This window comes from Ignavibacteriota bacterium, assembly GCA_016708125.1.
Classification (GTDB): domain Bacteria; phylum Bacteroidota; class Ignavibacteria; order Ignavibacteriales; family Melioribacteraceae.
The window spans coordinates 2,004,345-2,027,509 of record JADJGF010000001.1 but is presented as its reverse complement, the minus strand read 5'-3'; the positions used below and the strand labels follow the sequence as shown (position 1 = coordinate 2,027,509).

General features: G+C 28.5%; 20 protein-coding genes. 16 read left to right on the top strand and 4 right to left on the bottom strand.

Annotated features, from left to right (window positions below; translation table 11 throughout):
- The first annotated feature begins 2 nt into the window (after window positions 1–2).
- From IPH62_09010 to IPH62_08980, 7 genes are all read left to right on the top strand, one after another.
- Entirely contained in the window at window positions 3–875 is an 873-nt protein-coding gene (locus IPH62_09010; protein MBK7105410.1) for a prohibitin family protein, read from the top strand.
- A 69-nt stretch (window positions 876–944) separates the two neighbouring features.
- Window positions 945–1,274, top strand: a complete 330-nt coding sequence (locus IPH62_09005) for a DUF971 domain-containing protein (protein MBK7105409.1) — start codon at window positions 945–947, stop codon at window positions 1,272–1,274.
- Window positions 1,275–1,342: 68 nt separating this feature from the next.
- On the top strand, window positions 1,343–1,969 hold the full coding sequence (locus IPH62_09000; protein MBK7105408.1) for a response regulator transcription factor: 627 nt from the start codon (window positions 1,343–1,345) through the stop codon (window positions 1,967–1,969).
- Window positions 1,970–2,105: 136 nt separating this feature from the next.
- Window positions 2,106–2,495 (top strand): response regulator transcription factor, encoded by a 390-nt coding sequence (locus tag IPH62_08995; GenBank protein ID MBK7105407.1) that lies wholly within the window; start codon window positions 2,106–2,108, stop codon window positions 2,493–2,495.
- Between the two features lie 122 nt (window positions 2,496–2,617).
- Window positions 2,618–5,473 carry a PAS domain S-box protein gene (locus IPH62_08990; GenBank protein ID MBK7105406.1) on the top strand — a complete coding sequence of 952 codons (2,856 nt, stop codon included), beginning with the start codon at window positions 2,618–2,620 and terminating at the stop codon, window positions 5,471–5,473.
- Window positions 5,474–5,497: 24 nt separating this feature from the next.
- Window positions 5,498–6,625: an HDOD domain-containing protein gene (locus tag IPH62_08985; GenBank protein ID MBK7105405.1), complete on the top strand. Its 1,128-nt coding sequence runs from the start codon at window positions 5,498–5,500 to the stop codon at window positions 6,623–6,625.
- On the top strand, window positions 6,615–7,745 hold the full coding sequence (locus IPH62_08980; GenBank protein MBK7105404.1) for a response regulator: 1,131 nt from the start codon (window positions 6,615–6,617) through the stop codon (window positions 7,743–7,745). The genes IPH62_08985 and IPH62_08980 overlap by 11 nt, the downstream gene beginning before the upstream one ends.
- Before the next feature lie 63 nt (window positions 7,746–7,808).
- On the opposite strand, the gene IPH62_08975 is transcribed toward IPH62_08980, so the two are convergent.
- From IPH62_08975 to IPH62_08960, 4 genes are read right to left on the bottom strand one after another with little or no spacing between them, the layout of a single operon-like run.
- Window positions 7,809–8,387 (bottom strand): DUF3365 domain-containing protein, encoded by a 579-nt coding sequence (locus IPH62_08975; GenBank protein MBK7105403.1) that lies wholly within the window; start codon window positions 8,385–8,387, stop codon window positions 7,809–7,811.
- Between the two features lie 11 nt (window positions 8,388–8,398).
- A complete protein-coding gene (locus IPH62_08970; protein MBK7105402.1) occupies window positions 8,399–9,031 on the bottom strand; it encodes a TlpA family protein disulfide reductase in 633 nt (210 codons plus the stop codon).
- 29 nt (window positions 9,032–9,060) lie between these two features.
- Window positions 9,061–9,261: a DUF1858 domain-containing protein gene (locus IPH62_08965; protein MBK7105401.1), complete on the bottom strand. Its 201-nt coding sequence runs from the start codon at window positions 9,259–9,261 to the stop codon at window positions 9,061–9,063.
- On the bottom strand, window positions 9,251–9,451 hold the full coding sequence (locus IPH62_08960; GenBank protein ID MBK7105400.1) for a hypothetical protein: 201 nt from the start codon (window positions 9,449–9,451) through the stop codon (window positions 9,251–9,253). The genes IPH62_08965 and IPH62_08960 overlap by 11 nt, the downstream gene beginning before the upstream one ends.
- An 85-nt stretch (window positions 9,452–9,536) precedes the next feature.
- Between IPH62_08960 and IPH62_08955 the strand changes: the two genes are divergently transcribed.
- The 9 genes from IPH62_08955 to IPH62_08915 all read left to right on the top strand — a co-directional run bounded on the left by IPH62_08955 (window position 9,537) and on the right by IPH62_08915 (window position 23,162).
- Window positions 9,537–12,200, top strand: coding sequence for a T9SS type A sorting domain-containing protein (locus IPH62_08955; protein ID MBK7105399.1), 2,664 nt, complete (start codon window positions 9,537–9,539; stop codon window positions 12,198–12,200).
- Window positions 12,201–12,325: 125 nt separating this feature from the next.
- Window positions 12,326–13,294, top strand: coding sequence for a hypothetical protein (locus tag IPH62_08950; GenBank protein ID MBK7105398.1), 969 nt, complete (start codon window positions 12,326–12,328; stop codon window positions 13,292–13,294).
- Window positions 13,295–13,299: 5 nt separating this feature from the next.
- Window positions 13,300–14,793 carry a sigma 54-interacting transcriptional regulator gene (locus tag IPH62_08945; GenBank protein MBK7105397.1) on the top strand — a complete coding sequence of 498 codons (1,494 nt, stop codon included), beginning with the start codon at window positions 13,300–13,302 and terminating at the stop codon, window positions 14,791–14,793.
- The gene (locus tag IPH62_08940) at window positions 14,790–16,343 is read left to right on the top strand and encodes a serine/threonine protein kinase (protein MBK7105396.1); all 1,554 of its coding nucleotides are present in this window, start codon (window positions 14,790–14,792) and stop codon (window positions 16,341–16,343) included. The genes IPH62_08945 and IPH62_08940 overlap by 4 nt, the downstream gene beginning before the upstream one ends.
- Window positions 16,344–16,401: 58 nt before the next feature.
- Window positions 16,402–17,670: a T9SS type A sorting domain-containing protein gene (locus tag IPH62_08935; protein ID MBK7105395.1), complete on the top strand. Its 1,269-nt coding sequence runs from the start codon at window positions 16,402–16,404 to the stop codon at window positions 17,668–17,670.
- A gap of 1 nt (window position 17,671) precedes the next feature.
- Window positions 17,672–18,499 carry a hypothetical protein gene (locus tag IPH62_08930; GenBank protein MBK7105394.1) on the top strand — a complete coding sequence of 276 codons (828 nt, stop codon included), beginning with the start codon at window positions 17,672–17,674 and terminating at the stop codon, window positions 18,497–18,499.
- Window positions 18,500–18,637: 138 nt separating this feature from the next.
- The gene (locus tag IPH62_08925) at window positions 18,638–19,018 is read left to right on the top strand and encodes a hypothetical protein (GenBank protein ID MBK7105393.1); all 381 of its coding nucleotides are present in this window, start codon (window positions 18,638–18,640) and stop codon (window positions 19,016–19,018) included.
- A gap of 110 nt (window positions 19,019–19,128) precedes the next feature.
- Window positions 19,129–21,300, top strand: a complete 2,172-nt coding sequence (locus tag IPH62_08920) for a T9SS type A sorting domain-containing protein (GenBank protein ID MBK7105392.1) — start codon at window positions 19,129–19,131, stop codon at window positions 21,298–21,300.
- A 278-nt stretch (window positions 21,301–21,578) separates the two neighbouring features.
- Window positions 21,579–23,162 (top strand): T9SS type A sorting domain-containing protein, encoded by a 1,584-nt coding sequence (locus IPH62_08915; protein MBK7105391.1) that lies wholly within the window; start codon window positions 21,579–21,581, stop codon window positions 23,160–23,162.
- Window positions 23,163–23,165 lie beyond the last annotated feature (3 nt).

The window sequence follows — 23,165 nt, the reverse complement described above, 5'->3', positions numbered from 1 at the left end:
AAATGTATTTCATAATTGGAATTTTAGCTGCGGTAGTTTTTTTCGCAATTCATGTAAATGTTAAAAAAAATAAGCGATTTCAAGAAGCAACAATTACGTTAATTATTTCTATTGTTGCTGCAATTTTTGCAATTGTTCAAATATTTACTGTAATACCCGCGGGAACAGTCGGCGTAGTAGATTTTCTTGGAACTGTTAGTGACAACACTTTAAAACCGGGTGTAAATCTTGTAAATCCGCTTGCAAGAATTATTAAATATAGTTTTAAAACTCAAGAGATTAAGGAAACGATGACGGTTCCTTCAAAAGAAGGATTAAGTGTAAATTTGGAATTAAGTCTTCAGTTCCGGCTTGATCCATCCAAAACAAATGAAATTTATAAATCAATTGAAGGCGGAGATTATTTAAATGTAATTCTTGTTCCGCAATTTAGATCAGTTACGCGCGGAGTTACTGCTAAATATGAGGCAAAAGCACTTTACACGGCATCAAGAAAACAATTGGAAGATGAAATTGTAAATGAATTACAGCATTTGGTTAGCGATAGAGGAATTATTATTGAAAAAGCTCCGTTGCGACAAGTAGCTTTGCCGGAACGTTTAACAAAATCAATTGAAGAAAAATTGCAAGCTGAGCAAGAAAGTCAGAGAATGTCTTTTATACTTCAGAAAGAAGAACAAGAAGCCGATAGAAAAAGAATTGAAGCAAAAGGAATTGCAGATTTTCAAACAATTGTTAGCAATGGAATAAATGAAAATCTTTTAAAGTGGAAAGGAATTGAAGCTACTGAAAAATTGGCGAATTCTCCAAATTCAAAAATTGTAGTAATTGGTTCCGGAAAAGACGGATTGCCATTAATTTTAGGAAACAACTAAAACAAAGTGTGCAAAAGTATTTTAAGTATTTTAGGCACTTTATGAATTTTAAGTACTTTTAATTTTGCTATGAAACCAAAAAAAATAAAACTTATTGATCAAAAAATTTTATTAGTTGAATGGAACGAAAATAATATTGTTGAATTCCCATTGAAATTTTTAAGAGATGAATCGCCGGATGCCGGAAATAAAGGCGAGACAATTCTATGGAAACATTATCCGCCGCCTCCGGCTGGACCGGATAAACCCGGGAAATATGAAATTGCAGATATTAAAAGCGTGGGAAATTATGCAATTAGTATTACTTGGAAAGATGGTTATGATTCGGGAATTTACTCTTGGGAATTGCTTGAAAGATTTGCGGAATTTATAAAAATCAAAAGTTCAATAAATGAATAAAATGTAAAATATTTTTCCATTTTTGTTGCAAAATATAATTCGTATCTTAAAATAAAAAACTTGCTCAGATGAAAATATTAATTGCAGATGATCATGCGGTTGTAAGAGAAGGTTTAAAACAAATTATTTCCCAAATTGATGAAATTGCCTCCATTACCGAAGCTGATAATGGAACTCAAGTTATTGATTTGTCGTTAAAAAATAATTATGATTTACTTCTTTTGGATATTTCCATGCCCGGAAAAAGCGGTTTTGAAATTTTAAGTTATTTAAAGCAAATTAAACCGGAACTTCCAATTTTAATTATCAGCGTTCACCCGGAAAATCAATATGCAAAAAGAGTTTTAAAAGCCGGCGCCTCCGGATATATTCCTAAATTTGCAAGTCCTGAAGAATTAAAAACTGCAATTCTTACAAGCATAAAAGGCGGAAAATATATTTCGAGTGAATTAGCTCAAGAATTAGCAAAAGACTTGATTAAAAATAAAAGTGAAAATCCTGCTGAAATTTTATCTAACCGTGAATTTGAAGTTATGCGTTTAATTGCATGCGGAAAAACTGTTTCGGAAATTGCAGATGAAATTTGCTTAAGTATTAAAACTATCAGCACTTACAGATCAAGAATTTTAGCCAAAATGAATTTCAAGAATAATGCAGAAATTACAAAGTATTGTATTACTAATAGTTTAGTTTAATTTTTTGTAAGATTTATTCCTACAGCATTTATAGAATTTAATCCGCTCACAATAAGAAAAATCCTATTATTTTTACCAAAGCTTGTTGTTACTTTGCCATTAAGATTTACATTCCGAATTATTTAGAGGTTAGTGAATGCAAAAACTTATGATAGTTGATGATTCGGAACTTCTAAGATCTCGACTTAAAACAATTATAGCTTCTGTAAGTGATATAAATTTAGTTGCAGAAGCTTCCAATTCAATTGAAGGACTTCAGTTAATTAAGCGATTTAAACCTGATATTTTACTTTTAGATATAAGGATGCCGGGTGTAAATGGATTGGAAGTTTTAGCAAATATTAGAAAAGTAAATAAAAAAATGAAAGTTGTGATTCTTACTAATTATCCCAATGAACAATATAAAACTTCTGCATTAAAATTAGGCGCAGATTATTTTATTAATAAATCAAGCGAGTTTAATCAAATTCCCTCAATACTTTCCAATTTGACAAATCCAACATTTAAGAAAGCTGTTAATTTATAAACCTTATCTAAATATTTATAATCTATAATACTTAGCGATTTTTAAAATACTTATTTAAAAGAAAATTCATGAACTTTAAATATTTATCAACAATTCGATAATGAAGAAAAATAGATATTTAAATGAAAGAAAATATTACAAGGAACTTTAAAAGTAAAAACAAATTGAATGATTATGTTTTTGAAAAGGTAATCGAGGCGAAACCTTTTAATTTTATTTTAAAAGATGAAATTACACCACAAAATAAAATTGCTTTTCTTCAAAGCACAGCTCTGGAAGCTGCTGCTAACGGAATTGCTATAACTGATGCCGAAGGAAAAATTATTTGGATAAATAATGCATTTTCTTTGTTAACAGGATATTCAAAAGAAGAAGCAATAAATATTAATCCAAAAGTTTTAAAATCGGGTTACCATTCAGATGACTTTTACAAAAATCTTTGGCAAACAATAAAAGCTGGTAATGTTTGGTGTGATGAAATAATAAATAAAAAAAAGGATGGAAGTTTTTATACAGAGGAAATGACTATTACTCCGGTAAAAAATTCAAATGGAATTGTAACTCACTATATTGCTATTAAACAAGATATAACAAAACGAAAAATTGCAGAACAAAAAATTGTTAACAATGAAGCAAAATTCAAAGCAATAATTAATTCAACAAAAGATGCAATTATTACTTTTAATCAAAATTTTGAAATTATTTTTTGGAATGAATCGGCAAAAAGTTTATTTGGCTACGCAGAAAATGAAGTCATTAATAAATCAATAAGTTCATTAATTATTTCTCAAGAAAATATTTCCGAATTTGAAAATTATATTAAAACAATTGTTACAATAGGAAAGGATTATAAAGCTTCTTCCAGTTTTATTACAAAAAATAAGAATAATAGAGAATTTGAATCAGTATTGTCAATTTCACTTACAGAAGTTCATAATGAATGGTATTTAACCGGAATATGGAGAGAAAATCCAAAATCGATGTTGTCTTCGGAAAAAGATAAATTAATTGAGTCTCTTAAAAATGAAATAGAAATTTTGAGAAGTAATAATAATATTCTGAATACTATCATAGATTTTTTACCTCACCAAATTTATGTAAAAGACGAAAAATCGAGATTTACCAAAGTAAATAAATCAATGATTAATTTTCTCGGAATAAAAAATTCAAACGAGATACTTGGTAAAACGGATTTGGACTTTTTTGATTACTCTGTGGCTGAAATATATCTTAAAGAAGAAAAACAAATTATGGCAACCGGTAAAGAACTTATCGGAAAAGAACATTCAGAAATCCATAAAAACGGAAAAATAACTTGGGGTAAAACTTCAAAATTTCCGCTAGTAAATAAAGAAAATAAAATTATTGGAACATATGGAATTACAGTCGATTTAACAGAAAGAAAACAATTTGAAACTAAACTTGAAGAGAGTCAATATCGATTTAATAAACTTTTTGAAAATTCAACCTTGGGAATACTCAGATTAGACGAAGATGGTAAAATTATTATGGCTAATCCGGCATTAGTTAAAATGCTCGGGTATAATTCTGAATATGAATTGATAAGAGTTAAAAATGAAAACATTTATTTATCACCGACAAATGAATTTAAGCTTTTAAATTTATTAAAACGTGAAGAACACACAATCGGATACGAAGATATTCTGCTCAAAAAAGATAAAACAAAAATTGATGTTAGACAAAGTGCTTGGTCAATAAAAGATAGAAATAATAAAGTTGTTTATTACGAAGTAGTTGTTGAAGATATTACTGAACAAAATCAAGTATTAAGAATTCTTCATGAAGCTGAATTTAAATATCGAATGTTAATTGATAAGTTAAATGAAGCGGTTTACTTATTAATTAACAGAAAATTTGAAATTGTAAACAAAAAATTTCTTGAATTATTAGAAATAGATGAGGAAGATCTTCTTGCCTCTGACTTTAATATGTTAGATTTTGTTACCGATGAAAGTAAAAAAATTATTATAGATAGAGAACAAAAAGTAAGTAAAGGTGAAAAAGTTCCTTCTAAATATGAAATGAGAATTATTACAAAAAACGGAATTGAAAAAGATGTGGAAGTCTCTGTAAGTAATTTAATGTTCAACAATAAAATTGGTGCACAAGGTATAATAAGAGATTTAACAGAAGTTAGAAAAAATGAGACTCAGATTAGACATTTGCAAAAAATGGAAGCTATTGGTACCTTAGCCTCGGGGATTGCACACGAAATAAATACACCTTCCCAATTTATAAACGATAATTTATATTTTTTAAGAGACACACAAATTTCCTTAAATCCGGTTTTGGAAATACTTAATAAAATAAAAAACAATAAAGCAGATTCAAATGAACTTCAACCAATTTTATCAGAAATAGATTTTGATTTTCTTATTGAAGAACTCCCTTCTGCAATTGATCAATCTATAAAAGGAGTTGAAAGAATTGCGAAAATAGTTGGAGCAATGCGTGATTTTTCTCACTCAGGTCCAAAAGAAAAAGTAGCTACAGATTTACATAAATTAATTCAAAATTCAATAACAATTTCGAGAAATGAATGGAAATATTACGCAGAAATGGTTACGGATTTTGATGATACAATAAATTCCTTTGTTTGTTATGCTTCAGATTTAGGACAAGTTTTTGTTAACATTATTGTAAATGCTTCTCACGCTTTAGAAAGTAAATTTAAGAATACTGATTCAATTAAAGGACAAATATTAATTAAAACTTTAAATAAAAATAATTTTATAGAAATTAATGTTAAAGATAATGGAATTGGAATGTCTCAAAAAATTAAAAATAGAATTTTTGAACCTTTCTTTACAACCAAAGAAGTGGGGAAAGGAACCGGACAAGGACTTTCCATAGCTTACGATATTATTGTAAATAAACATGGCGGAAGTATTGAAGTGGATACGGAAGAAAATGTTGGGACAAGTATAAATATTAAATTACCAGTAGTTCAAGTTTAAAAATAAAATTAATAGAAAAACTATATGAATTTAAGTGTATTATTTGTCGATGACAGTGAAAACGTTCTTTCCGGAATCAGAAGAATGATGTATCCAATGAATAAAGAGTGGAAACTGCTTTATGCAAACGGAAGGAATGAAGCAATAAATATTTTAGATAATAATCATGTTGATGTAATTGTTTCCGATATTAGAATGCCGGGAATTGATGGAACTCAGCTTTTGCAGGAAGTAAAAGATAAATTTCCAAGAATAATTAGAATTACACTTTCCGGTTACGCCAGCGATGAATTGGCTTTGAAGAATTCGAAAATTGTTCATCAGTCACTTTTAAAACCTACAAGTCCAAGAATTTTAAAAACAACAATTGAAAGAACAATAAGATTAAAAGAAATATTAAACAATGATGAATTACAAAAAGTTGTAAATGGATTAGATACACTTCCAAGTTTACCGGAAATTTACATAAAACTTGAAAATGAAATTAATTCTCCAAACACATCAATAGATAAAATTGGAAATATTATTGCTAACGATCCGATAATTACTGCAAAAATTCTTCAACTTACAAATTCCGCTTTTTTTGGTCTTCCTCATAATATTACTAATATTAAGCAAGCTTTAAGTTTTTTGGGAATCAAAATGATTCAAACTTTAGTTTTAACAATAAAACTTTTCAAAGCATTTGAAGAAAAAAACAAAAATTCAAAAATATTTAAAGAAGTTTGGGATCACAGTAATAAGGTAGCTTTGTTAGCAAGGAGAATTGCATTGTTAAAATCATTTTCAAATGAAGATACTGAGGATTCATACTTAAGCGGATTGCTTCATGATATTGGCGAATTAATTCTTCTAAATAATTATTCAGTTGAAGAAATAAATTTACAATTTTCAAAAACTTCTCACGCAAATATTGGAGCATATTTATTAGGTGTTTGGGGTTTGCCGGATCCAATTGTTGAAGCTGTGGCATTTCACCACAATTATATTTTTACGGAACCGGATTTATTTACGCCGACAAAAATATTATTTATCGCACACAAAATATCTTACAATAATAAATTTAACATAGAAAGTTTAGATGAAACAAACATCAATGAAATAATTGCTGATTTTGACAAAGATGAAGGAGAAGATTTGCATGAATCCTAAAATACTTCTTGTTGATGATGAAGAACATGTGCTTTCCGGGTATAAACGAAATTTACGTTCACACTTTGAAATTATAACATCAACTTCTGGTAAATTGGCACTTTCAACATTAAAGCAAGAAGGACCTTTTGCAGTTGTAGTATCGGATTATAAAATGCCGGAAATGAACGGAAATCAATTTCTTTCACACGTAAAAGATTTTGCTCCGGATACAGTTAGAATGATGTTAACCGGTTTTGCAGATTTATCAACAACAATTGAAGCTGTTAATGAGGGAAATATATTTCGACTTTTAACCAAACCTTGCTCAACCGATAAATTACTTTCATCAATTAATGATGGAGTTCTACAATTCAAATTAATAAATGCGGAAAAAGATTTATTAGATAAAACTTTAAAAGGAACAATAAAAATATTAATCGATATTCTATCAACCGTAAATCCCGTGGCTTTTAGCAGAGTTTCACGTTTTCAAAAATTTATTCCTCAAATTGTAAGCTTATTAAATATAGAAAACAAATGGGAGGTTGAAGTAAGCTCATTACTTTCTCAAATCGGCTTAGTAACAATGCCCTCGGAAATTCTTGATAAGAAATTTAAAGGTGAAAAGTTAGATATTGATTTAGAAAATATTTTTAATCAACATCCGCAAGTCGGTAAATCTTTGTTAAAAAATATTCCCCGGATGGAAAATATTACCGAATCAATTTTTTTTCAATTTCATCCATACAAAAGTGAAAACAAATATGATATTTGCGGTGAACAGCTTCCTATTGCTTCAAGAATTCTTTATGTACTAAATAAATTTGATAGTTATGTAACAACCGGAATGTCTTTTGAAGATGCTTATGATGAACTAAAAAAATATGAAGAAGAATTTGATCCAAATGTTTTAATTGCCTTGGATGCAACAATTGCGGGAATTTATCAAAACTTAAAATTAATTTCGACCAATATTGATGAGGTTGAACCCGGAGTTGTGGCTGCTGCCGATATTGTAGATAAAAACGGATTTGTACTTATTACAAAAGGTGCAGAAATTACAAACATGATGAAATTGAAATTATTGAATTATGTTAAACTTGGAAATGTTAGTAAAGAAATAAAAATTTTAAAATAAAAACTGAGTAAAAATAAATTTTAAATTCTTAGAAGAATTAAAAATACTTTTACTCAGTTTAGTTTACAATTTTTTTGTAATCGAAATTGCGCCTCTTAAATCGCCAATTTTATAACCGGTTGCTTTATCATTAGAATATTTTTTCTGAATTAATTCTTTTACTTCCGGGATAATTTCATTTGCGCTTCCATGACAATTTAAACACGGAGCTTCAACAAGAATTGGTTTCACATATCTGATAGATTCTTTTCCATCAACATTTACTTTTTTTATAATTTCTGTTTCGGCGTTAATTTTATTTACGGCAAATAATTCTTCAAATTTTTTCAAACTTTCTTTTTCAAAATTATCCGGTTGATTATTTTCGTTTCGATTTTTAAAACTTACTCTCTTAATTTCCAAATTCATTGTCTCTGCATAGAGTTTTGTCAAATCCGAAGCCGTATCGGCACAAACTGTAACTGCTTTAATCGGTCCGCCTTCGTGCATATTTTTCATCAAAACAGATTTTAAGCCAAGTAAATATTCTTTTGCATATCCTCTAAATTCTTCTGAATATTTTTTTTCATCAAACTTTACTTCTTGTTTACAAGAAACAAAAATTAATGCTGATACAATTAAAAGTGCTATTAAATATTTCATTTTATTCATTGTTATTTTGCTTTTGGTAATGAAAATTCCGGAGCAATATATTTTTTATCCGAAACATAATTTTTTGCTAATGCTTTATTAATATCACTTACATATTGCGCTTTTTCTATTAATCCTTGATAATAAGAAACAATATATCCTTCTTTATCAATTACAAATGAAGTAGGAATTGAATTTATTCCGCCGTATTGCTGAGCAACATTCATATCTCCAATTAAAATTGGATAATTAATTCCATAATCTTTCATAAACGGAATAACATCATTTTTAGTTGCTCCGCCTCTTGTAAAGCTATCAAGTGAAATTCCGATAACTTCAACGCCTTTATCTTTAAATTCTTTTTTAATTTCAATTAAGTCCGGAATTCCTTTTCTACAAGGTGGACACCAAGTTGCCCAGAAATCTAAAATTATAACTTTGCCTTTGTAATCAGAAAGGTTGGTTAATTTCGATGTATCTAAATTATAATTCGGCGGATACGGACCTTCTTCCGATTCACCATTTGTATTGTTGATTACAAAGAAAAATAATACCGCAACAATAAACATTCCGGTATAAAGATAACTTCTGTGTTTGGGATTTTGAAAATCAAATTTTTTGTTTGATGTATTTTGAGTTTTATCGTTATTGCTCATTCACTTCTCCTAAATCATTTAATTTTATTTTAAGATGAAATATTATTTAAATCGGAAACAAATTTACTAATTTCTGAATCAGTAAAACCTTTTTCTTTTGCGGCATTTTCCAAAGTTCCCCATATTGGTTCGCCGCAACGTAAACATCTAATTCCATTTTCCATCAAATAAACAACCGCATCGGGAATTTGTTTCACCAAATCTTCAATTTCTATTTCTTTAGTTATCATTTTCTACTTTTATTTTCTTTTTCGAAGGAATTGAAATTAAAAATCCTACCGCCGCACCGTAAACAGTTGAAATATATGGATTGCTTGTAATTGGACAGCTTCCGGAATTACAGCCAATAAAATAGTAGTATGCATATCCTAAAATTGCACCGCCTAAAACCGGTAAAATTCGCTTGTAAACTATATTCATTTATTTTCTTTATAAATTATTGTAATTTGATGCACAATTTCAATTTGGGATTCGAGAAAATTAAAAATTTTTCCAAAAATTTCTGATGACAAAAAAAACATTTTATTTATTTGTTATATCGTTTTTAACAATTCACTTTTTCCTTTCAAATTTTTGGCAAAAAGAATTTACAAATCAAGTTTTTACGAAGAAAAAAAATCTAGATGCAAAGTTTTTCCCCGCCGATTATGAAATGGTGAAAAGAACTTTTCCCTATTATGATTTTAAACAAAATGCTTACAATGAATTATTTGCGCAATTTAAAAGTTTACGAAAAGAACAAAAATTAAATAAAAATAGTGTATCGCAAAATTTTGAATGGGAATTTGTTGGTCCCACAAATATTGGCGGAAGAGTTGTGGATATTGAATTTAATCCGCAAAACCCGAATATAGTTTATGCTGCGTCGGCAACCGGTGGAGTTTTTAAATCAGAAGATACGGGAATAAATTGGTTCCCAATTTTTGATGAACAGCCGTGTTTATCAATTGGCGATATTGGAACTGATCCAAATAATCCAAATATAATTTTTGTGGGAACCGGAGAAGCAAACGGTGGACATAATAATTTCCCCGGAGTTGGAATTTTCAAATCCATTAATGCCGGAGAAACTTGGAATTTTATTGGATTGGATTCGTCTGTTTCTATTGGAAGAATAATTGTTGATCCAAATAATTCGCAAAAAATTTGGGTGGCGGCGGTTGGAAGTTATTTTACACCAAATTCACAAAGAGGAGTTTTTTTAAGCGAAGACGCCGGTTTAAGTTGGGAAAAATCTCTGTTTGTATCAGACTCAACCGGTGCAATTGATTTGGTAATAAATCCAAATAATTCCAATGAAATTTTTGCGGCAATGTGGGAAAGAGTTAGGCGACCAGTTTTTCTTTTGAATAGTCATCTTTATGGACCAACAAGCGGAATTTACAAAACAATTAATGGCGGGAAAACTTGGGAAAAATTGGGAACCGAAAATGGTTTGCCAAATGAAGCAATTGAAAATATTGGAAGAATTGGTTTAAGTATTTCTCAATCAAATCCTCAAATTATTTATGCAACTTTTAGTGATGGAATTTTTTTAACCGGAATTTTTAAATCGATTGATAGCGGAGAAAATTGGATAAAAACAAATTCTGATTTTACGGGAAGCGGAAATTTTGGCTGGTATTTTGGACAAGTTAGAGTTCATCCGCAAATTCCGGAAACAATTTTTGTTCTGGATGTACCGCTTTTAAAATCTACAAACAGCGGCGTAAATTGGGATTTCAGTTACGGTTACGGAATTGATTTTCCGCTTCATGTTGATCATCACGCATTGGCATTTCATCCAAATAATCCGGATTATATAATTTCCGGAAATGATGGCGGAATTAATATTTCACAAGACGGCGGAATTACTTGGTCAAATCCGGTTCAACTTCCAGCAACTCAATTTTATGAAATCGGTTTGGATAAAAATAATTTGCAAACTTTTTTGGGTGGAACTCAAGATAACGGAACTATTATTACTAATTCCGGCAGTGAAAATGACTGGGAAAGAATTTTAGGTGGAGATGGATTTTACACAATTGTCGATCCGAATAATTCGCAAATAATTTTTGCAGAATCACAATTTGGAAATTTATTTAAAAGTATTGATGGTGGAAAGAATTTTAATTGGACCTTAAACGGAATTAATCAAAGTGAACCAACAAATTGGTCAACTCCGGTTGCAATGGACCCAAATAATTCAAATGTTTTATATTACGGAACTTATAAAATTTACAGAACTATAAATTCTGCAGAAACTTGGGATTCAATTAGTCCAAAATTGACTGATTATAATTTTGAAAAAAAAATTGGTACAATTTCTACAATTGCAGTTTCGCCTTCAGACTCAAATGTAATTTATGCGGGAACGGATGATGGAAATGTTTGGGTGACTAAAGATTACGGAAATACTTGGGAAAACATTTCTAATAATCTTCCGCAAAGATGGGTTACAAGAGTTGCAGTTCATCCAACAAAAGAAAATATTGTTTATGCAACTTTTTCCGGTTTGCGTTGGGCAGAACCTCAGTCCCATGTTTTTAGAAGTGAAAACTTTGGCGAAAGCTGGCAAGAAATTAATAAGGGATTACCAGATGCACCAGTTAACGCTTTTGAAATTGATAAAATAAATCCAAAAATTCTTTATCTAGGAAATGATATTGGAGTATTTGTAAGTTACGATGAAGGGAATAATTGGGAAATTTTAGGAAGTAATTTACCAATTGTTGTTGTAAACGATATGAAAATTCATTCCACGGAAAATTATTTAGCAATCGGAACTCACGGAAGAGGAATTTATAAATTAGATTTGAATCCAATTACAAATGTAAATTATGAGAAATCTGAAATCCCAAATAAATTCGTATTAAAACAAAATTATCCAAATCCGTTTAATCCAACAACGACAATAGAATATTCTATTTCACAGTCTGTCATGCTGAATTCATTTCAGCATCAAAATAATTCAAAGATCCCGAAACAAGTTCGGGATGACAATGATCATGTTTCATTGAAAATTTATGATGTTTTGGGAAGAGAAATCAAAACATTGGTAAACGAGAAAAAAACTCCTGGAAATTACCAAGTAAATTTTGATGCAGAAGAATTAAGTTCGGGAATTTATTATTATTCATTGATTACAGAAAATTTTTCCATTACAAAAAAAATGATTTATCTAAAATGAGTTATGATTTTTAACTTTACAAGTGTGATTCCATCCATAATTTCTAAATAATACTTTCATATATTTTGAATACATCAGAGTTATTTTTTTCTTAATTTAAGAATTAATAATTTAATACAACTAAAATGCTAAATAATTCACGAAAAATTATTTTCATAATTTCAATATCCATTTTATTTTCATGCAATGCGCCGCATAATAATCCGCTTGATCCGGAAAATCCGGATAATAATATCAGCATTTTAGACGGTTACATAAAAACCGTAAAAATTCCGCAAACACCAATAAAAGATGTTGAAATTTTTTGGGTGAATGAAGGAATAATTACAAATTCTAACGAAAATGGTTTTTTCGAAATTGAAAATATTGAACGAAATAACGGCTGGCTGATTATTGAGAAAGCCGGATATTCCTCTGATTCAGTTTTCGTTAGTTTCAACAATCAGAAAAAGATTTCACAAAATATTTTTCTTAATGCAATTCCGGTAATTTCCGATTTGAAATTTTACAGCATAACCGAAAATAAATATCCATCGCAGCAAAATTATAGTTTAGGAATTAAAGTTAAAATTAATGATTTGGAAAATGATGTTGATTCTGTATTTATCGAAAACTCTGAACTGAAAATAAATAAACAGCTTATGTACAATGCCTCGCAGAAGCTTTACGAAAATTCAATTACTCTGGAAGATTTAAAAATTACATCGATAGATATTGTAATTGGAAAAGAATTTAAAATTAATGTCTTGGACGCAGAATCTAAAAAATTTGAAATTGGTAAAACAAATATTAAAAGAATTATTAAAGAAGAAATTACCGCTATTTCACCTATTGGAAAAGATACAGTAAACTCGCCAAATCCAATACTGGCATGGAATAGATTTAAACCGGGTTTTGATTTTAAATATTTGTTAGAAATTTATACGGATGAAATTGCTCCAACTTTAATGTGGCAAAATGAAATAAGTTCAACGGAAATTGAATTTACGACAAATGCTAATTTATCTTCCGGCGATTACTTTTGGGTAATTTTGTCAATTGATGAATTTGAAAACCGAACACAATCAAAAAAATTTAGTTTTGTAATAAAGTAAAATTTATGAAAAAAAATTTTCCAAATATTAATGAGCTTAAAAATCTTACAAAAGATCAATACGAAGCCTTATATAATTTAAGTCAAACTTTAAATTCAGCTTCACAAGAAGAACCTTTAATTGAAAATATAATTGATATTTTAATTGAAGTTACAAATGCCGAACGAGGTTTATTTGCAAAATACGATTCGGAAACTTTTAAATTCAGTATTGTCTCGGCAAGAAATTTAAAGAAGGAAAATATTTCGGATTTATCAAATTTTTCTTCAAGTGTAATGCAGCAAGTGGTAAATAAAAACAAGCCTATTCTATATCATGATGTTCAATCAAATCCTAAATTAACTCAGTTTGAAAGTGTTCAGCTTCACAAAATAACTTCAATCTTAGGAGTTCCGATTAAAAAGAATGAAAATATTTGGGGAGTTATTTTGGTTGATAGTCAAACCGATAGAAAAGAATTTACTGATAAAAATTTATTGTTTTTACAATTCTTTTCAAATTTGTCATCAATAACTTTAGAGAAAATTTTCGAAATTGAAAATCTTGCCGATGAAAATATCCGCTTGAAAAATGTTTTGGAATCCGTTGATAAAATTCCGGAAATGATTGGTGAAAGTAAACCAATTAAGGAACTTACTAAAACTATTTTCAGAGTTGCAAACACCGATGCAACCGTGTTAATATTGGGCGAAAGCGGTTCCGGAAAAGATCTTGTTGCAAAAGCAATTCACAAATTAAGCCCAAGAAAAAACTCCCCATATTTAGCGCAATTCTGCGGATCAATTCCGGACAGCCTTTTGGAAAGTGAATTATTTGGTTATGTAAAAGGCGCATTTACCGGAGCTATAAAAGATAAAAAAGGACTTTTTGAAATTGCTGACGAAGGAACTTTTTTCTTAGATGAAATTGCGGATATATCAAGTGCACTTCAGGCAAAACTTTTACGTGTAATTGAGAATAAGGAAATAATTAGACTTGGCGATACAAAAGTTAAAAAAGTAAATGTTAGAATTCTTACTGCGACAAATAAAAATCTTAAAAAATTAGTTGAAGATGGAAAATTTAGAGAAGATTTGTATTACCGCCTAAATGTTTTCCCAATTAGAGTTCCCACTTTACGCGAACGAAAAGATGATATTTCTTTACTCGCTCATAATTTTATCGAATCCGGAGGAAATAAAAAAATCAAATTAAATATTGATGCAATTACCAAATTAGAAAATTATTCTTGGCCCGGAAATGTTAGACAATTGCAGAATGTTTTAAGTCGTGCCATAATTTTATCGACAGATGGAATTTTAGGAGAAGAACATATTGCGCTTGAAAATGAAGCAAATGATATTTCAAACAAAAGTACATTAAGAGAATTAGAGAAGAAAATTCTGTTAGATAGATTAAACGAATTTCAAGGGAATAAAACTTTAGCCGCAAAATCTCTCGATGTTTCCGTAAGATGGATTCAATTAAAAATGAAAGAATTTAAAAGTGAATTCGAATGAAAGAAAATTCAAACGAAATACTTTTTAAAAAATTTGAAATTCAAAGCTGCTTTAAAAAAGATGAACATTCCGCAGTTTATTTGGCAAATCATATTTTTTTAGAAAAAAAAGTGTTTCTAAAAATTTTAAACATTGATACGATTCCGGATTCATCAATTATTGAAAGATTTAAACGGGAAGCTAAAATCCTTGCCCAGCTTGAACATCCGAATATTATTAAAGTTTTTGATTTCGGAATGTTTGAAAAACATTTCTACATTTCGTTCGAATTTTTCGAAAGTAAAAATCTCCGCCAAGTTTTAAATTCTATTAAATTATCTGAAGAAAATAAAAAAAATATTTTTCTGCAAATTGTAAAAGCATTGGATTTTGCTCATTCAAAAAATGTAATTCACAGAGATATTAAACCGGAAAATATTTTAGTAAACGAGAACTATGAAGTTAAATTAACAGATTTTGGTTTGGCTCAAGATTCATTAAACAATTTTGTTACGCAAAAATATTCTGTTGTTGGAACTCCGGCTTATATGTCGCCCGAACAAATTCAAGGTGAACAGTTAACTTTTAAAAGTGATTTATTTTCGCTAGGAATTACGACTGCCGAATTATTTCTTGGAAAAAATATTTTTCTTGGTGAAAATACAAATGAAACAATAAATAATATAATTTCTTTTAACGAAGATAATTACGAAACTATTTTTCAAAATTTTTCCGATGAAATTAACAAAGTTTTAAAAGGATTACTGGCATTTAATCCAAATGACAGATTTGATTCGTGCAAAAATATTTTGAAAATTTTTAATGTTGAAAGTGTTAACTCAAATAAAATTGAAGAAAAAAATAGGAATAAAATTCTTCTTCCCATTTTTATTTTTTTCGGAATTATAAGTATAATTTTTTTGTTGAAATTTTTATTAAACAATTTTGAAAACAGAAATTCAACTGAAATTCATAATCTCAAAACAGATGATTTTTCTGATACAAATTTTACAAATCAACCGAATTTTAAAGCTGAAAAAGTTGATTCTCAAAAATTATCAGAAAATGAAAAAGATGAAAATTTAATTCCGCAAAATGATGATAAAATAATTTCCCCGGAAAATTTAAATTCTTCAGAAAATATTTTCGGCGAACTTTTTATAAAATGTTATCCGTGGGCAAAAGTTTATTTAGATAATAAATTTATAGAAACAACTCCGCTTGAGAAAAATATCACCACAAAATCCGGAAATTATTTGCTCACATTAGTTCATCCGGATTATCCAAAATATTCTGATAGCATTAAAATTAATCCAAAAAAATTAACATTTATTGAAATTAATTTAGATACACTTTTTGGTTACTTCGATTGTCAAATTTATCCGTGGGGAGAAATTTATTTGAACGGAGAAAAGAAAGGAATTACTCCTCTTGAATTTCCAATAAAATTAATTGAAGGAAATTACAAATTAACATTGAAAAATCCCCAATTTTCTGATATTGAAACGATAATCAAAATTGTAAAGAATGATACTTTAGAAATGAAATTCAACATGAAAAATTATCAATAATTATTATGGTATAGTTATTGAGCATTTATAAATTTAGTTCAATTTGGAAAGTTAAATTATGAGAAAATTTTTAATAATATTTTTATTTGTAACTGCTGCAAATTGGGCGCAGTTTTCATATTGGGAATTTTATAATTCCATGCCAAAACCGGTTGCCGGCGGTGATATTTGGCAGAATTTTGATAATGTTTTCATAATCGGCGGATATTCTGATTCAACTCAAAGAAATACAAATTGGGTGCAAAGATATAATTTATCTTCAAACTTGTGGAATCTTGATACAATGATAACCGAACGATTTGGTTTAGTTGTAGAAAATTATAATAATCAAATTTACTTTTTTGGCGGAGTTAATTCAGATGATACCTCAATTACCGGAATTACAAATTGGGGTGCCGATATTAACAGTGAAATGGCTTTAAATTATAATAATAATTTTAATAGAATTTTTTCAACGGGACATATAATTGGCGATAATTTTTATATCATTGGAGGAAATCCCCTTCCCGGAACTCGTTCTGACACACTTGCATATATTGTTGAATATAATTTAAATGAATCAGTAATTAGTTTTAAAAATGATACACTTTTTACTAATGAAGATTTTCCAGAGCAGCAAATGTCGGAAGTTGTTGGAGACGATATTTTTATTTTCGGCGGAGTTATAAATGGAATTTCGCAAGATATTTATAAATACAATATTATTGATCATAGTTATAAAAAATTAGATATAAAATTATTGGAGCCTCGAGCCGGTGGAAGAGCAGTTCTTGGAATGGATCCAAATCAAATAATTATAATCGGTGGATATAACGAAAGTTCTCCCGCATTAAATTCTGTGGAAGTTTTTTCTGTTTTCGATGATCAATATTTTATTGAATCAGCAATGCCGATTCAACAAGCAAGATATAATTTTATGACAGCAACTTTATATGGTTATATTTATATTTTCGGCGGATTTGATGAAAATAGAAAAGTTATAAATTCAATTGAAAGAATGAATTTTGAAGCAGTAGTAAATATCGAAGAAGATATTAAAAATATTCCAAGTAATTTTGAATTGCAGCAGAATTACCCGAATCCGTTTAACCCAACAACCACAATAGAATATTCAATTCCAATTGTAGAGACGGGATATATCCCGTCTTTACAAATAATTGTTTATGATGTTTTGGGTAGAGAAATTAAAACATTAGTTAATAGAGTTCAAACTCCGGGAAATTATAAAATTGAATTTGATGGAAGTAATTTTCCAAGCGGAGTTTATTACTATCAATTAAAATCCGGTACATTTATTCAGACAAAAAAAATGCTGCTGCTAAAATAATATGAAATTTAATTCCATTTTATTAGCGTTAACTTTTTCAACAATTCAATTATTTGCTCAGTCAAATGTTGATTTAATTAATCTTCAAAATCATTATGAATTGTTTGAATATTCAACGGTTATTTCCAAATCCGAACAATTATTGTTAGATAAAAAAAGATTTTCTCAACACGATATTATTCAGATTTATACTTTAAAAGCCGTATCGCATTATTCAATGTCGGATATGGAAAACTCACGTAAATCATTTGTTGAAATATTAAAAATTAACGAGAATTTTGAGCTGAACAATTCGCAATTTTCGCCAAAATTAGTAACATATTTTAACGATGTTAAAAAAGAATTTTTAGATATTTTAAAAGTTAAAGATGAGTCGGAACAAATAAAAATTGAGCCTAACGAAAATAAAATTTTATACCTGCAAAATAAAAGCGAATTAAATAATGCATTGGCAAAGTCAATATTATTACCGGGTTTGGGCCATCTGCATTTGGATGATAATTCAAAAGGATGGATTTTAACTTCCGCCTCAATTGTAAGTTTAGGCTCAATGATTTATTTTATTTTTGATGCAAACCAAAAAGAAAAAAATTATTTAGCGCAAACAAATCCACTGCAAATAAAAATAAAATATGACGAATATAATAAATCGTATAAAATTAGAAATGTCTTAATTGGAACTTACGCTGCAATATGGCTTTATTCGCAAATAGATATTTTATTTTTTTCAAATGAGCTTGGAAGTGAAAAAGTTTTAACAAATTTTCAAAACATAAATTTCGAAAATCAGCAAAATAATATCTTATTTTCTTTCAGCATTCCTCTATAATTTCCACGAAAAAAATTCGTTTAAACGAAAAGAATTCGCACTAAACACAATTACAAATCTAGAATTTCATCAAAACAGTTGAATAATAAATTAACTTGTTGGCATTTAATTTGAATTGCTTTCATAAGAAAATAATTTATGATTTCTATGAATTCGCATCAATTTAAAAATTTTTTATTCTTCACTTTTATTCTTTCCGTTTCAATTTATTCACTTTTTGAACCGCAAGATCCAAAAGAATTAATGAAAAAATATTATCAGAATTGTGATTATGAAAAAGTTATTGAACAAGCAATAATCATTTTAAAAAATTCTAATCTCTCGAATAAAGAAAAATCAGAAACTTATTTAATAAAAGGTATTGCAGAGTTTTCATCAAATAAATTTTTAGATGCAAGATTTTCGTTTACTGAATTTTTAAAGTTAGATAAAAATTCAAAACTTGACTCTGGAGAGGTTTCACCAAAAATTGTAAAATTTTTTAATGCAGTGAAAATCAATTATGAATTTACAAATTAATAATAAAACCAACCCCTTAATAGAGATTGTGAAAAGTTAATTTTTCCTAAACAACTTTTTCGCAGTCTCTATTTTATTTGAATTTTTTTAGAACAACAAAAGGTGGAAAGATGAAAAAAATTAGACAATCAATAATTATTTTACTTTTACTTACCAATATTTCATTTGCATATTCGGATTTAATGATTAACAATCCCCAAGCGTGGTATGTTGGTCAAGGTACAATTGAAGAAGCAACTCTTTCAATTCAGCCAAAAGGAATTTATTTTGAGTACAATTTGTTTTTAACAATTTCTGCAAAAGGTTTAGGATTAACGCATCAAGATACGGTTGAAATAATTTACAATTTCGGTTTGCCGCAAAATTCTATTGTTCACGATTCTTGGTTATGGTTTAACGGTGAAATTATTAAAGGAAAAATTCTTGATCGCTGGACTGCATCTCAGATTTATGAACAAATTGTTGGAAGAAGACAAGATCCATCAATCCTTGTTAAAAATTATGATAATCAATATGAGTTAAGAGTTTTTCCGTTAGCCGGTGATGAAAGAAGAAAAATTAAAATTACTTTTTTGGTTCCGGCAATTTGGAATTCACAAAATGTAACTTCCCCTATTCCGCTTGATTTATTGCACTCTTCGTATTTTCGATTAAAGAATTTAGATTTGCGAACAACTTTTTCAAATGAATGGAAAAATCCAAAAATTTCAGAATTACCAAATAAATTATTTGTTGAAAAAAGTGATTCTATAAATGGAAATTTTCATCAACTTATTCTTTCTGAAAATGAAATTTATAATTACAGCACAATTAATTATTCAGTAGATGCGCCATTTAACAACGGAATTTATTTAAGCAAATTTGAAGGAAATGAAGAAAATATTTATCAGCTTGCATATTTGCCTACCGTTCCGCAAGATGTGAAAAAAAATAAGAAAACTGCAATACTTGTAGATTATCAAATTTCAAATAGCAGCACAACTAAAAATAATGTACTAAATGGAATAAAAAAAATGCTGCATCAAAATTTTACTGAGCAAGATTCATTCAATTTAATTTTATCAAACAAAAATATAAATCGCATAAGTGAAAATTGGATTCCGGCAGACAGCAATTCTATAGAAAATACATTTAATAATTTATCTCAAAATTTAATTTCAGATTACAGCAATTTGCCTTCGCTGCTTGCAAACGGAATTGAATTTATTAACGGAAAAAATTACAACGGACAAATAATTCTTTTCGCAAATTCAGATCAAGTTGGTGAAGCTGAAGTTGCAAATTCTTTAATTGAAGATTTGATGAAAATGATGACCGAAATAATTTCCATCACAATTGGGAACTATCAAGAAAATTATTCGAACTGGTATAATTACGGGGAAATTCATTATGGCGGCAATTCATATTTTTATCAAAATTTAACAAAACTTACCGGCGGAAATTTATTTAATACCGGTTATCAAGTTCCGTTCAGCACAATGATAAATAATTTATTTTCTTCGCTTGGCGCACTTTTATCAACGTATGATCTTCACACAACTTTGGAAAGCGGTTTTACTTATGGCAGATTTGATATAAACCGAAGTGATAATTTAATTTCTTTAAATACTCCGATTTTGCAAATAGGAAAATATATTGGAACTCTGCCGTTTAATATTGAATTCAACGGAATTTACGATGGAAATCCTTTTTCAAATTCTGAAAAAGTTACGGAAGAAAACACAATTATTACGGATTCAATTTCCGATGTAATTTGGGCGGGAAAATTTATAAGCACTTTAGAAGATGATTACAATTATTATTCTTATTTAACAAATCAAGAAATTTATGAGGTTATTGATTTAAGCATAAGCAAAAAAGTTTTAACAAAATACACGGCATTTCTTTGCTTAGAACCCGGAATGGAAATAGATATAACTGATCCAAATAGATTTATTGATGATGGAAACGGCGAATGGGTTGTTGATGTTGAAGAAACTGAAGAAATAAATTCCGATACACTTTTTACTTCGTATCCAAATCCGTTTAACAATCAAACAACAATTAAAATTAGATTGAGCAAAAAAATAAATCCGGAAATTGCCACATTTAAAATTTATAATGTACTTGGTCAAGTAGTAAAAACTTTTATTCCAAATACAAATATTAATGAAACAAATGAATTTGAATTTTTCTGGAATGGAGAAAATGACAACAACTCAATAGTTGCAAGCGGAAATTATTTCTTCGTTATGCAGAATGCCGGTAAAGTACAAACATTAAAATTAGTTTTAGTTAAATAAATATTTCAGACATAAATTTTTAGGAATAACAGATTTATTTTTTTTGTGAAATTTTCATTTCGCAAAAATCTGTTTGGAGGCAATTCTAAAATATTTGTGTGCTGATTTTTGTATTTAAGAATTACAAAATTTTTCAGAATTTTGATATAGTTTCAGTAAACTGAAATTGAAAAAAGTTTTACAGTTAATTTATGATAAAAACAAATCTGTATTTCTATTTTTTCGATAATAAAAAAGGCATGTTTTTTGTAAATAATATTAATAAGTAAGAGGAAAAAATGAAAAACTCCAAACTAATTTTACTATTGTTATTTTCTATTTATAAACTTAACCTTGCTCAGCTTAGTATTGATGCATTTACCAATAAAGACAATTATGAATATGGTGAGCAGATTGAACTTTATTGTAAAATAACAAATAATTCAGATTCAACATTTGAGTTTTTTGCCGGCAATTATGAAACTTGTCAAGCAGAATTTTCTTTTAATGATTTTAATTCTTGGGAACATACAAGTTGTTTATCAACTAATGAATTATTGACTTTCAAACCACATTCTTCTAAAATCTATAAATGGAAAATTGAACCGCAAAGTTTAGGTTTGCCAAACAAGGACGGCTATCAAACTATTATATGCAATTATTTTTTTGATTTAAAAGATACAGTTATAATTAATGCACCAAAATTTATTGGTGGAGAAATTATACTATCTTATGATAGAAATAAGTATGATATTGTTAATAACATAAGTAACTCTCTTAATGCTGATATTGTTTTTGGAAGTGATTATGGAGATACTATACATGAAGTTTGGCAGATTGAAGGATTTGATATTGATTCTTTAGTTCAAATTTATTCCGAAGATTCAATTTTTGTTTCGTTTGAAAAATCGCTTGGAATTGCATATGATAAAATATACGATGAAAATCTTTTTGATTATTATCCACTACAAATTGGGAATAAGTGGCAATACGAAACATTTGTTGATTTTCTTGATGGTAGTTATGAAAACTATTTGAAAACAGTGGAGATTATAGCAGATACAATTTTAGGGAATGGTAAGAAATATTATATTTTTGAAGAAACTTCAACCACATCTGCAGATAAAGATTATACATTTAGAAGAATTGACTCAGTTCAATATAAAGTATATGAATACTTCCCCTATATATTTGAAAATATCCCTTGGATTACTTGTCAAGATTCAGAAAGAGTAATATTTGATTTGGCAATTGGTGATACTACAAATTGGACTGATTGTAGTCAAGAAGCAATATTTTCAATTAAGCATTCAAATTCAGAGTTTCAAGTTGGTACTTTAAATATTTCTAGAAAAAAAATTGAGTATTTAGGTGAATATTGGATTTTCAATAAAACAATTTCAGAAGGTTTTGGTCTTACTTTTACAAGCTATGGAGAACAACTTAGTGCTTCAGAAATTTTAATTTATGCTAAAATAAATAATATTGAATATGGTAAAATTGTAGGAATTAATAATTTAAAACAAACTTCACCAACAAATTTTTCACTCGCACAAAATTATCCAAATCCGTTTAACCCAACTACAACAATAGAATATTCAATTCCTTATAATTCTGTCATCTCGAATCTCCAAAGAGATGAGAGATCTCAAAATTCAAATAGTTTGGAGATTTCTCCCTTTAGTCGAAATGACAATAATAATTTATCGTTAATAGTTTATGATGTTTTAGGAAGAGAAGTTGCAACTTTAGTTAATCAAAAACAGAAAACGGGTAATTATAAAATTAAATTTAACGGAAGCTATCTCCCAAGCGGTGTTTATTATTATCAGTTAAAAACCAATAATTTTACACAATCAAAAAAAATGATCATTCTCAAATAAATT